Genomic DNA, 11,376 nt, shown 5'->3' with positions numbered 1-11,376 from the left:
GCCACTGCCGGTCAGTCAGGCGAAGATATTTCTTTGTCATGAACTCTGATTTTGTGGTGAAATACAAAGTTCCGACTGACCGACTTATTTTACAAATTATTTCTAAATTTCTTTTTAAACAAGCTCTAAAGAAATAATCAAATTTTCTAGGATTATATTTTTTTCTGTCTGCTTCTAATTTATCTTTTTCCTTTTCTTCACAATCTTTAACTTTTTTATCTTCACTAAATTTGAAGATTTCATATTCTTTTCTAATCTCTTTGTATTGATTATAATGCAAAAAATATTCGTAACCTAATATAAGTTTATTGTGATCAGGATCTAAATCCATCATTAAATCAGAGATATTGCACGTATTATCATCTTCTCCATAATCAATAACAAGTCTTAATTTGATTCCGTAAATGTTTTTATTGAATTCTTCTTCTGTAAGTTCGTCTGCCTCAGAGATTATTCTTTCAATTTCCTTTTTGTAGTCAATATTGAAATCTTCGGCAACTATTTTTTTCTTATCAGAATTGTTAATGAATTTGTCTAAGCAGGTTAAAAATGAAGTTTTTCCAGTATTATTTTTCCCTAAAACTAAGGAAAGAGAATTTTCTAAATCTATTTTGAAGTCTTTTAATAATCTGAAATTATTTATATGAATAGATTCTATTTTCATAGTTTTTAGTTTTTTATAAAGATATTAATATTTAAGTTTAATTTTTCAATCAACAAAAATATTTTCAATTTGTTACAAACAATTACGGCTTTCCACAACTTTTACTCATTATTAAAAATCCCTCTCAAAAACTCCCTATATTCCTCACGCATCCCCAATTCCTTCTCCACAAAGAGCTCTTTCCTCATACCAACCACAGTTTCCCTCGTCACCGGATTAAAACCCGGCTTCATGACTTCTTTATTATAAATGCCGACGCCGCGTTTCTGCCAGGTCGGAAGCGTATTGTAATTGATGCCGTACTGAAACAACAATTCGTTTTTTTCGGCCTGGCTCCATTTTTCAATCTTTCCGGTGGCCTGTTTTGCGGTAAAACCGTTATTCCGTAAGGTCCAGTAACAGTAGGCGGAAAGGGAATTGCGGTGGGCATCTTCCTGACGCCAGCAGAAATAATCCAGCAGCATTTCCCGGTTGGGAATGGCGATGGTGCGGCAGTCGAAAACACAGAGCTCCTGAAACTGCAGGCTGAAAAAAGCACTGGCTTCCCCGGCCAGCACGGAATTGATTTTCCGGGTCTTCCTGCTGAAGGTCTGGTCGCCTTTGTCAATCAGCAAAGAAATTTCATCGCTTTGGGTATAACCGTAGATCACCTTAAAACCGGTATTAAAAAGATGCTTTACCGTATTAGTCATGACTTTGCCGAATCTTTCATCAAACGGTTTTTCCAGCGTAAGTTTTTCTTTGGTCAGTTTCGTGAAGCCTTTTCCGTCCAGCCTTACGATGATATAATTTTCTGGCAGGATGTACTGTTCCGAAAGGCTTTCGTTCTTCCGCATGACCGCTTCTATTTCTTCAAATTTCATCATCGCTTATTTCAAAGGTGTTATTGATTATTTTTACGCTAAAGATCTTATCGAAACCTTCTGTGTAGTCAGGCTTTTCCAGTTCCTTGTATTTAGCTCTGATTCCGGTCTCATTGATGGAATCTTTCCTGTTCTTATTCCGTTCCAGGCAGTCCAGAACAGGGCTCTCAAAAAAGTATCCGATGATTTGATACCGGTTCTGTTTTGCTGATTCAATGTAATTTTTACGGCTTTCTCTCGTGACATTCGTGTTGTCGATTACCATTCTCGACTGGGTTTCAAAACCGTATTGCAGCAGCTTGTTTTCTTTATTCCGGGTGTTCAGCAGATCCATGCTGATCCTGAGATGCGAATTGAAAAAAAGCTCCTTATAAAAGGAACTTTTTCCACTTGCGGGAATCCCGGTGAAGATGATCATTTCCATCATTTTAATTTTTAATACAGCTTTCCGCAATCACCTCCAGAGCCTTCTCCGCATCGCAGGCATACAGACCGGAGCACCAGGCGGGATTCGCTTCAATCAGTGCCCAGCCTTTTCCTCTGATGATTCCGAAGTCCAGGACAATGGCTTTCGGCAGCGTTTCCGCATACTGCTCCATAAACCGGCTGAAAAATGCGAACAGTTCCTTTTGCTCGGTTTCTGCAAGCGGGTTTATATCATAAACATCGTTCCGCCAATAGGAAGAGAAGGTTTTTATTTCACCGTTTAAAACAAAACATCTCACTTCCAGTTCCCATTCCACAACTTCCGATATGAAGACCGTCATTTCCGGATCCAGGGAATCAAAGCCTTTGATGTCGGTAATGTTATCAACAACTCCGGCTTTAAAGCTCTTAAAATCCGAACATTTGATGAAAACGGGTCCTTCGTTGATGAAATCTTTCAGTTGTCCGTAAGAAATTTTACGTCTGGTAAATTCTTCCGAGACTATTGAAAGCCAGTGATCATCAGGTTTTGTTAAAGTAAGGTTACATTGTTCCGCCACAATTTCGGCATAGATATCTTCACCATAAACCGCCACCACCTCTGCCCGGAATTCTTCCGGAACATTCCATTTTGCATTGAAGCGGCTCAACTCGTAAGGAGAATTGAGGGATGCTTTTTTCAGGATATTGCTGTCCTCCGTATACATCGGAGAGAGGGCGACAAGTTTTTTCATCTGATGGTTTTTAGAATTTCTGATGTTGTTTTTTCCGGATCAGCCGTGAAGGATTTCTTTGCTGATCAGGCCGTAATGGTTCAGGATTTCGTACCGGACTGTAATACCTGCATATTCTATTTCTCTGTCCATTCCATGATAGCATCCGGCAAAATATCCTTTTTTGTCGCCTGACAGGATCAGGAATTCCGCTCCTCCGCAGGTGGCGTAGATATTCATGCCGATGATCAGGCAGTCCCGGTTCCTGCCCAGCTCCTCATAGCACCGGTCTATGAAAGAGATATCGACCCAGTCGCTTTCAAAACGGTTTTCCTTGTGGAGGAAATAGCATTTTCCATAGTCCATCATTTCCTGGAATTTTTTCGGCTCATAATCTCCGGCGTGCTGTTCCATATACCGGCCCATGATATATTTCACGAAGTCTTCGGTGTAAAACAGATCGGTATATGGTGTTCCGTCCATCCAAAAGGGCCGGTAGAAGCTATGGTTTTCATCAATATCGAAACGGGTGAAGAATTTTTTGTAGATTTCAGGCACAACAATTCCGTACTGTTCTTCAAGATAGCGGCACCGGATAATAAACCGGTGCGGCAAAGTCTCCTTTTCTATACCCTCTGCAGCTTCCGTTTGTTCCGCAGTCTTTATTTCAGCCTGAACTGTCGGAACCGGGCCCGGTTGGCCATCTGTTTTTGCTTTCTTTTTGAAAAACCCGAATCGTTTCATGTTTCTGTTTTTATTCTGTCAGTATTTCCCTGAACACCCGCTCCATTTCCGTTTTATCCGGACGGCCGCTGTGCAGGCCTTTTGCTTTTTCTTCGTTGTCTTTTACCAGCGCTTCCAGGAATCCGGAAAGTTCCCGGTCATTCGGATGGAAATAGGATTCCCCTTTGGTGGCTTTTAAAGTTATTAAATTTTCTATTTTCTCCCGGGTAAAACCATCGACCAGTATCAGCAGTTCGCTGAACAGTACCGGTGGAACGGTTCCTTTTTCCAGGATCCACTTTCCGGTAAGTGCCGTACGGAGGAGATAAAAGTAAGATTTCAGCTTCACTTCATTGCCGCGGCAGGCCTCCAGGTATTTTTTGCTCATGCTGAGGTAATGGTACGAAACCGCTATCGGCGAAAAGCATTCATCTGCCAAAGGTTTGAAAAGGTCATAAAACTTTTCATCTTTCACGTAAACCACAGGAGAGTAAAACCAGCTCAGCAAAGCGGCGTTAGACTTCAGCAGCAGATGGAAAGTCTTCCTGAGGTCCCAGCCGGAACCGTCCAGTTCATCTTCCGTCATGAACTCGATCGTTTCATCTTTATCCCACGGCGAGAGGTACCAGTCTTTTTCATGCCGGTAGATAAAGCGGATGTCGTAATCGCTGTCGGGTGAGGCAAAACCCCAGGCCCGGCTTCCGGATTCCACGGCCAGCAGGATTTCTATGCTGCGGCTTTTCTCCACTTCTTTCAGTTTTTCAAGTATTCTGGATTTCATTACAGTTATCTTTACAGAAGTACAAAGTAAAGATAATACTGCGCAACAGATTTACGCACCCGGAAAAAAGTGTTTTTTCTTTTGATGTCATGTTTCTTTCAGATCTGACCGGACCGGTTCAGCCAACTTTTATCCGCGCAGATCTGCCTGGCTGCAAGCATCTGCGGACAATTCTGTTATTCAGCTCTTCTTAAAAAGCTTTAAAAAAAGCTGTCCCCGGAAAGGAACAGCTTCTGTAACATACTTTTATTTTTTAAAATCTCCTGAACGGCCTTACCCGTACCTGGTAGTAGTCTTTGTCGGTAGATGAGATATACCCGTCGTAGCCGTCAAGAAATCTGGCTTTACTGGTTCCCGGATTCTCAGTGGAACTCCAGAAATACCTGTCGGAATAGTTGTTCCACGTGAATGTGGCAATGGTATATACGTTTTTGGAACTTTTGAGGAATACCAATAATTCTTCATCCGAAGGCAGGAACCAGTCGGTCAGGCCGTTCAGGACATAATTATCGCATAACCTGGCGGCACAGTTGGCATCGGAACACTGGGAAATGATCCTGGCGGTATTGGCCGGGCCGGCTCCAAAGGTGGCCTGGGTCTGGTTGACGATACCTCCGGCGCATCCCCATCTGATTTTATCTGATCCGTTATAGATCAGGTTATTGGGAGCTGCTTCAAGGTATCTCCATCCGTCGGTCACTTCCCCTTTGTCATAAAAGATATATCCTCCCGAAGCACCGATGGCGCCGGCTGTTTTAAAAGTATATTCATCAGAATAATACACCTTCGATCCTTCTCTGGAAAAGGCTCTTACGTAATAGGTGGTATTGGACAGCAGGGCAGTGGCCTCCAGCTCGAGGTTTCCATTGTAATAATTGGCAACGGTATTGACTATTTTGGTACCGTTGCTGATGTTTACACCGGGACTGGTACGGTAGCAGAATCCTTTTTCGTCCGGTGTGATGCTGTCTAAGTAATAGACGGCAATTTCTGCATTCAGGGTAGCGGAAGTGGTGAAAATGGCTTTTGTCGCTTTGGGATTAATAACCAGTTTAGGAGGTGTGGTAAATGTGATATTATCGCCATATACGGTTTCTCCATTCGTGGTAATCACATAAGCCCGCACATAATAGCTGGTGGCGGTGGAAAATTTGAGGCTTCCGTATGATTCGGTGAGGGAATATTCGCCTGCCGCATCAGCAGATTCCGAGATATGGTCGCTGTTCAGGGCGGTAGGGTTGATATTGGTTCCCCAGCAGAATCCCCGGGTATAAATTCCTGAGCCTTTTGAGGCTACGTTTCCGTTGAATTTTACTTTGCCCTGGGTGAAACCGGGCGCTGAGGTGATTACTTTCGGAGGCTGGTTACCGGATCCCGGTGTGCTGTCGGTTCCGCTATCGGAACCTCCGCATGACGAAAGAATGAAAAGACATAGAAAGAGAAATACAATTTTTTTCATCGCTGAATGGGTTTAAGGTTATTATTTTTTAAAATGAATCCGCAAATATAATAAAAAAGGAAAGGCATATTAAATTTGTTGCTGACATCTAATGTGAACCATTTAAGGCCATTTTGTTTTACAAGGTATTGCATGAATCGCAACTTCTGCTCCTTTTTCGCTTTTCCCATATGATATAAAAGACTTCCGAATCCGTAAATCGGATGATGCTGAATTTTGAATTCAAAACAGGCTGGCGGCCAAAAACAAGATAAGATGTATAGGGAAACAATAATGCTTCTCGATCGGGAAAAAACCAAATGGATTTTATCTTTATATTGAAAGTGAAGCAGACATTCAAAGAATATTTGCCGTTGTCTATGGAATGAACTTCAAATCAATTTCCCTTACTGAAATCCAGGCAGGGCTGCAGCAATTTATTTGCAACAGCCAATTCTCAAGTTTAATGCAAACTAATTATGGCCCAATACGTATTAAAAAATGTATGATGCAGATTCAAAATTGTGGAAGTGTTCTCAACTAACTTATGCTTATTTTGAGCAAGGCCCGGATTATAAATCAAAGCCTTGTTTTTTTAACTTGCATAATTCTTGGGATAATGTCCGAATAATTATCAGAGGGTCTTACGTTAAAACCTTTTCGTTATCAATTGTTGCCCATTATTTTGTTCTTGATTTTGTTGGGCTTCTACAGGTAATCCTATAATTGGTACAGTTGATTCTATAGTTGGTGTAGCAAATCTACTAAAATCCATCTGTATTTGCCCGGGCTGCTCCTGTATTTGAGCTGTCGGTTGATGATCTGTCTGAGGCGTCTGATTTTGCTGCAGTTGCATCAGTTGCTGCTGTAAGATTTGATCTGCTAGCTCATAATTAATCTGAGGCGTTTGGCCATGCTGCAGTTGAGTCAGTGGCTGCTGTAGAATTTGATCTGCTGGTTGATGATCTATCTGAGGCGTCTGATTTTGCTGCAGTTGAGTTAGCTGCTGCTGTAGGATTTGATCTGCTAGCTGATAATCAATCTGAGGCGTTTGGCCATGCTGCGGTTGAGTCAGTGGCTGCTGTAGAATTTGATCTGCTGGTTGATGATCTGTCTGAGGCGTCTGATTTTGCTGTAGTTGAGTTAGCTGCTGCTGTGGGATCTGAGCTGCCGGTTGTTGCTGATTTATTTTCGTTACTCCTACATCAGCAGAATTAAAATGACCGGCAAAATGTCTTGGTGTATTCTCCAAATAGTAATTATTATTTACTGTAGATACCGGCCTTATACTTCCCTGACGTATGCCATTAACGAATACATCTTCATATATTATAGCAGACTGAATTTGTTCTCTGTCAATTTTGTCAACAGCTAACCATTCATCTTGCCCACGGTATCTATCAAATCTGTATCCATCTGGTAAATTATCAACTACCGAATAAAAATTAGAATCCGTAGGCCTTATATTGTATACATAAGCATTAATTGCAATACGTCCACTATTGTTTAAGGATAAGTTTCTTGTATCCACTTCATGCAATAACATATTCCCGGTTATGGTTGATAGAATATTAATAAGCGATGAAGGGTTTGAAGTAGTGGCTACATATCCGGAAGCACCATTACTTGCACTGTTATTGTTTCCGCCTAATACATGCTCTGTCAGTTTGTAATTGGTTCCTTTTGCAGTAAAACCTTCATTAAATATTCCTTGGTGATTTATCCCGTCATAATCTGTTTCTGCATAAGGACTTCTTGAATCTATTCTAAAGACAACTGGCGGTATTACTATACCTGTATCTATATGTTCATGCGAAAGAGGAATGTTTTCTGTTATCATCATTTGTATTATCTAAAGTAAAGATATGAAAAGTTTTCATATATTACAATAATAATAATGAATAGGAAAAAATATAACATATTTATAATGTTTTATAAGCAGTATTTTTTTATTAATTATAATATTTACAGATTTTTTGTTGATATGCAAATATATTATTGTCCTGGTATTGGTATATGTTACTATTTTACTTACAATCCCGACTCATCAAATTGAATTCCAATTAAAGAGCTGAAACGGATAGATATGGCTGAATGTACGTTATTTTACCAACTGCTGCCGGCTGTCTACATTCCCTGCTACTCATATATTTACCAGGGAGGAAAAAGAACCTTCAGGAAATAAGGGTGATGAGATCCGTTGCCTTTAATGACTTGTAAATCAAATTAAAAGAGGGAACGAATGCCTTTTGTATGATAATTGCAAGAAGTATATGACCAACCATCAAAATGATCATCATATGAAAAATGTACTTGCAGCAGCATTGATAGCCGGAGGATTCATTACGGTATCTGCACAGACTACCCCTGCCACCGGAACCAATACCGGTAACGGGACAATGAATACCGGTACCGGAATCCTGAACAGCGGGACCAATACTACGTTAAACGGCAGCGGTATGCTGAACACCGGAACTACCGGAACCCTGAACAGCAACAGTACCCTGAACGCCGGAACCAACGGAACCCTGAATACCGGGACCACCGGAACATTAAACAGCAACGGCATGCTGAACAACGGAACCGCAGGAACAATGAATACGAACGGCGTACTGAATAACGGCACTACAGGAGCGATGAACAGCAACGGTACATCCAATATCGGTGTCGGAACCCTTAAAACCGGAACCAACAATAGCCTGAAAACCGGAACCTCAGGTACTTTGAATACCAGCAGAACGACAAATAACGGTACATCCAGATAAAATTGATCTGAAAAAGGTAAATAAACCGGTAAATATAAAAACCCTGAATACGCTTCAGGGTTTTTTTATGCTTTTCAGCACTGTATTAAATTAGTTCTGTGATAAAACTTCCTGCAGACGACGGTTCAGGCTAAAGATGTAAAAATTCCCGTAAAGCTGTCTTTTTCCAGGTTTTCCAGAGAAAAATCAAAATCGGCTTCTTCTCTCCGGGAAGCGGTTTCCGCTCCCAGCTCCTGAATCAGGCGGTTGAAAGAAAGTGATTCATACCATTGCTGGTACAGGGCAGTGGTTGCCATGACGGAAACTTCGTTAGTTCCGGAAATGTGCGAATGCCCTGCCCCGAAATTAAGCAGCACGAAGCACTGCCTTCCGTCTTTCGGTATGAACAGTCCTAAAATCGTTTGTTTCTGGACCGACTGGCACCGGGCTTCCGCAAACAGGTAGTTGGGATTCATCATATAATCGAATGAAATATTATCGCCTTTTCCGATCACAATTTTATACCCGCAATCCGTATTACCGCTGAATACGTTGTTCAGGACCAGCGTAGGCGTAGCAAAGCTCCGGCTGGCATACAGGTATTCTACGGCTCCGTCAGGCGCATGGGTGATATCCCCGGAATACATCAGTTGTCCTTCCTGTTGGTTATAAGCAGCATTCCAGCCGATCTTACCGGCAATGTTAAGCCCGGAAAGATCGAGGTCATGGGCACCCTAGGCATTTTCCCAGTAAATCCCGACGACCAGTCTTTCACCGTAAAATCTCGTCCCGGTCGGGATATTTCCGACGAACATTTTTTCAGAAGTCGGCAATGCGAATTCCACGTCTTCCGGGAAATAGAATTTCTTTCCGGAAAAATCATACTTCGATTGCAAGTAACGGAGAATAAAACCATAGTTGAGCTCATTTGCGTAGGTTGCCGCCGATTTTTTCGTCCATGATTTCCCGTTCCGGATCCGGTACACGAAAGTATCCTGACCATACATCCTTGCATAACATGCCGAAAGTGCTTTGAACAAAGCAAACGGGGCAGCATTTTCCAGCCAGTGCAGGTCACTGTTTTCCAGCAGCATATTCGTTGCGCTATTCAGTGGGTTTGAAACCAAAGGCCGGTGATATATTTTGGACAGCTTTGAAATTTTGTTGATTGTTTTTGCCGCTCTTTTTTTATAAGCCAGGAACAGAGGCTTGAACCGGTTGAAAATCTGCGCCAGCTTTTCCAGGCCGAAATTTTCAAATAGGGTAGACGGGTTGAATGTACCCTGTCTGATGTTATCAATCAATTCATTATTTTTAATCAAAAGCGTTTCTCCTGTGGTCTTATAAATTATATAGCGGAAAAATTCAACCGGATGTTCAGGATATATCCCGTAACGGTCTGCAATTTTAATGACGGCCTCCTTATTCCGGATTTCTTCTTTTCCTGTGAAATGATATTCTGCTTCATCTTGTAAAACAGCAAGCAGATCATCTACGGTCTCTTCCTTCAGGGCGATTCCGGATCTGAACAGAGAAAGGCATTTTTCCGTCATTTCCTCTTTGGTATATGCCTTAATGATTTTAAAATTCAGTTTCACTTCCTTACTATTCAATACTTCGGAAGGAATGTACATTTCGCTCTGGAACCGGCTTCCGTAGGTTGAAATATAATGCCTGATCTGCTCCATCAGTAAATCAAGTCTTGAACTTTCCCTGATTTTCTGCCAGGATTTATGAAAGGTTTTATTCAGGTCATTTCCGTTCAGCTTTTCTTTGGCATAATAAGAAACAATTTCTTTCCTGGCCCATAGACCGGCGGGCTCAATAATAAAACCATGATCGGAAATAAAGGCTTCTCCACCGGATCCTTTTGCCAGTACGGCGTTGAATAATTTTAGCGTTTTCATTGTATTGTTTTTAAAAAATAAGTGAGGAGTATATTCATTAAAAGTGAAGCGGTATAGGAACTCCTTTTACCTATAGTTTATAAAAAGCGGGGAGTAATCTTCCAAAAATTACAGGAACTCCGTTTGCCTTTGATTCATTAAAAGAATAGGCGGAAAGTAAATGGGTGAAATTATGCAATAGGAACTTTCTTTGCCTTGTGTTTTTGAGGAGCAGGCAGGACTTGAACCTGCGGCCTACAAACCTGGTGATCATAGGAACTTTCTTTGCCGGTAGCGGAAAGTACATCTTTGTTGCTCTAACCATCTGAGCTACTGCCCCTGCCTTATCATTAGTTTTCATGGGCCCTGCAGACTGTCACATCCGCAAGGCCGGGTTATTAGTTGGTCTTTATTTACGCTTTCCTGAATTTCTTCTTTTTCTTCCACGGCGCATTCTTCTGCACGTCTCCGGCCATGATGCATCCGTAGGGCATTACTTCGTCCAGGACTTCACATAATCCGTATTCCTCGATCTGTGCCCTGACGTTTTTTGCGCTCTTATAAGCGGTCGGAAGTTCGGAAATATCGATTTCATTTGTGAAGAAACGGATATCCAGGCCTTTGGTTTCCTCGGCGAATACTTCGTCGATGGTTTTATGGGCCAGTGACTTCTTATGCTGGGTACGGCTGAAGTTCCTTCCGGCTCCGTGGGGTGCGAAACCAAGGTTCCTTTCGTTGGTGGTCCCTTTTACGATCAGCACCGGTTCCGCCATATTCAGCGGGATGAGTCGCGGTCCGGTAACATCCGGCATAAACTTATCGTCCAGCGGCGTGGCTCCTTTGGCGTGGTAGAACAGGTCTCCGTCTTTAAAGACGAAATTATGTTCATTCCAGTACCTGTCCAGTTTTTCAAGGGCCAGTTTCTTCAGGACGGCATCATGAATGGAGGTATGGTTCTCTTTGGTCCAGGTTCTGATCAGCTGCAGGGCCTCCCAGTACGATTTTCCTTCTTCGGTATCGTAGGGAATCCAGGCGTTTTCCCTTAGGGTTTCAGGGGAAATGTCCATCCTGAACCGGTTGGCGACCTTCATTCCTTTATCGTACAGAGCAGCACCCGGCGCCCTGGATCCGTGGTGGG

The 11,376-nt window shown here is 42.2% G+C and carries 12 protein-coding genes and 1 tRNA gene; 1 reads left to right on the top strand and 12 read right to left on the bottom strand.

Annotation, left to right across the window (positions count from 1 at the left end):
• From QZ735_RS05315 to QZ735_RS05280, 8 genes are all read right to left on the bottom strand, one after another.
• A partial coding sequence (locus tag QZ735_RS05315) for an AAA family ATPase (protein WP_294245211.1) occupies positions 1-664 on the bottom strand: 664 nt, incomplete at its 3' end.
• A 101-nt stretch (positions 665-765) separates the two neighbouring features.
• Complete coding sequence (locus QZ735_RS05310) at positions 766-1,530, bottom strand: tRNA(His) guanylyltransferase Thg1 family protein (protein WP_294245209.1); 765 nt, start codon at positions 1,528-1,530, stop codon at positions 766-768.
• Positions 1,517-1,945 carry an AAA family ATPase gene (locus tag QZ735_RS05305; protein WP_294245205.1) on the bottom strand — a complete coding sequence of 143 codons (429 nt, stop codon included), beginning with the start codon at positions 1,943-1,945 and terminating at the stop codon, positions 1,517-1,519. Before QZ735_RS05305 ends, QZ735_RS05310 begins: the two co-directional genes overlap by 14 nt.
• Before the next feature lie 10 nt (positions 1,946-1,955).
• Entirely contained in the window at positions 1,956-2,687 is a 732-nt protein-coding gene (locus QZ735_RS05300; protein ID WP_294245204.1) for an ATP-grasp domain-containing protein, read from the bottom strand.
• A gap of 39 nt (positions 2,688-2,726) precedes the next feature.
• Complete coding sequence (locus QZ735_RS05295) at positions 2,727-3,410, bottom strand: hypothetical protein (protein WP_294245202.1); 684 nt, start codon at positions 3,408-3,410, stop codon at positions 2,727-2,729.
• A gap of 10 nt (positions 3,411-3,420) precedes the next feature.
• A complete protein-coding gene (locus QZ735_RS05290) occupies positions 3,421-4,170 on the bottom strand; it encodes a nucleotidyltransferase domain-containing protein (RefSeq protein WP_294245201.1) in 750 nt (249 codons plus the stop codon).
• A gap of 253 nt (positions 4,171-4,423) precedes the next feature.
• Positions 4,424-5,629 carry a hypothetical protein gene (locus QZ735_RS05285; RefSeq protein ID WP_294245199.1) on the bottom strand — a complete coding sequence of 402 codons (1,206 nt, stop codon included), beginning with the start codon at positions 5,627-5,629 and terminating at the stop codon, positions 4,424-4,426.
• A 628-nt stretch (positions 5,630-6,257) separates the two neighbouring features.
• Positions 6,258-7,451, bottom strand: a complete 1,194-nt coding sequence (locus tag QZ735_RS05280) for a hypothetical protein (protein WP_294245198.1) — start codon at positions 7,449-7,451, stop codon at positions 6,258-6,260.
• A 457-nt stretch (positions 7,452-7,908) separates the two neighbouring features.
• On the opposite strand from QZ735_RS05280, the gene QZ735_RS05275 reads away from it, so the two are divergent.
• Positions 7,909-8,373 carry a hypothetical protein gene (locus QZ735_RS05275; RefSeq protein WP_294245191.1) on the top strand — a complete coding sequence of 155 codons (465 nt, stop codon included), beginning with the start codon at positions 7,909-7,911 and terminating at the stop codon, positions 8,371-8,373.
• A gap of 125 nt (positions 8,374-8,498) precedes the next feature.
• Here the strand turns inward: QZ735_RS05275 and QZ735_RS05270 are convergent, their stop codons facing one another.
• The 4 genes from QZ735_RS05270 to QZ735_RS05255 form a co-directional block, all read right to left on the bottom strand.
• Positions 8,499-8,999 (bottom strand): hypothetical protein, encoded by a 501-nt coding sequence (locus QZ735_RS05270; protein ID WP_294245188.1) that lies wholly within the window; start codon positions 8,997-8,999, stop codon positions 8,499-8,501.
• 87 nt (positions 9,000-9,086) lie between these two features.
• Entirely contained in the window at positions 9,087-10,259 is a 1,173-nt protein-coding gene (locus QZ735_RS05265) for a hypothetical protein (protein WP_294245186.1), read from the bottom strand.
• Positions 10,260-10,465: 206 nt separating this feature from the next.
• A tRNA-OTHER gene (locus QZ735_RS05260) sits at positions 10,466-10,578 on the bottom strand.
• 73 nt (positions 10,579-10,651) lie between these two features.
• The coding region (locus QZ735_RS05255; RefSeq protein ID WP_294245184.1) for an RtcB family protein at positions 10,652-11,376 on the bottom strand (725 nt) is incomplete at its 5' end.

Source organism: uncultured Chryseobacterium sp. (assembly GCF_913776365.1).
Taxonomy (GTDB): domain Bacteria; phylum Bacteroidota; class Bacteroidia; order Flavobacteriales; family Weeksellaceae; genus Chryseobacterium.
Note: the sequence above shows the minus strand (reverse complement) of the source record. Positions and strands in the feature narration are given on the sequence as shown.

Bases quoted from the DNA above. Each gene is read 5' to 3' on its own strand.
- QZ735_RS05290 (WP_294245201.1), bottom strand. From the start codon at position 4,170: ATGAAATCCAGAATACTTGAAAAACTGAAAGAAGTGGAGAAAAGCCGC.
- QZ735_RS05275 (WP_294245191.1), top strand. From the start codon at position 7,909: ATGAAAAATGTACTTGCAGCAGCATTGATAGCCGGAGGATTCATTACG.
- QZ735_RS05280 (WP_294245198.1), bottom strand. From the start codon at position 7,451: ATGATGATAACAGAAAACATTCCTCTTTCGCATGAACATATAGATACA.
- QZ735_RS05285 (WP_294245199.1), bottom strand. From the start codon at position 5,629: ATGAAAAAAATTGTATTTCTCTTTCTATGTCTTTTCATTCTTTCGTCA.
- QZ735_RS05305 (WP_294245205.1), bottom strand. From the start codon at position 1,945: ATGATCATCTTCACCGGGATTCCCGCAAGTGGAAAAAGTTCCTTTTAT.
- QZ735_RS05300 (WP_294245204.1), bottom strand. From the start codon at position 2,687: ATGAAAAAACTTGTCGCCCTCTCTCCGATGTATACGGAGGACAGCAAT.
- QZ735_RS05295 (WP_294245202.1), bottom strand. From the start codon at position 3,410: ATGAAACGATTCGGGTTTTTCAAAAAGAAAGCAAAAACAGATGGCCAA.
- QZ735_RS05265 (WP_294245186.1), bottom strand. From the start codon at position 10,259: ATGAAAACGCTAAAATTATTCAACGCCGTACTGGCAAAAGGATCCGGT.
- QZ735_RS05270 (WP_294245188.1), bottom strand. From the start codon at position 8,999: ATGTATTCCGGGGATATCACCCATGCGCCTGACGGAGCCGTAGAATAC.
- QZ735_RS05310 (WP_294245209.1), bottom strand. From the start codon at position 1,530: ATGATGAAATTTGAAGAAATAGAAGCGGTCATGCGGAAGAACGAAAGC.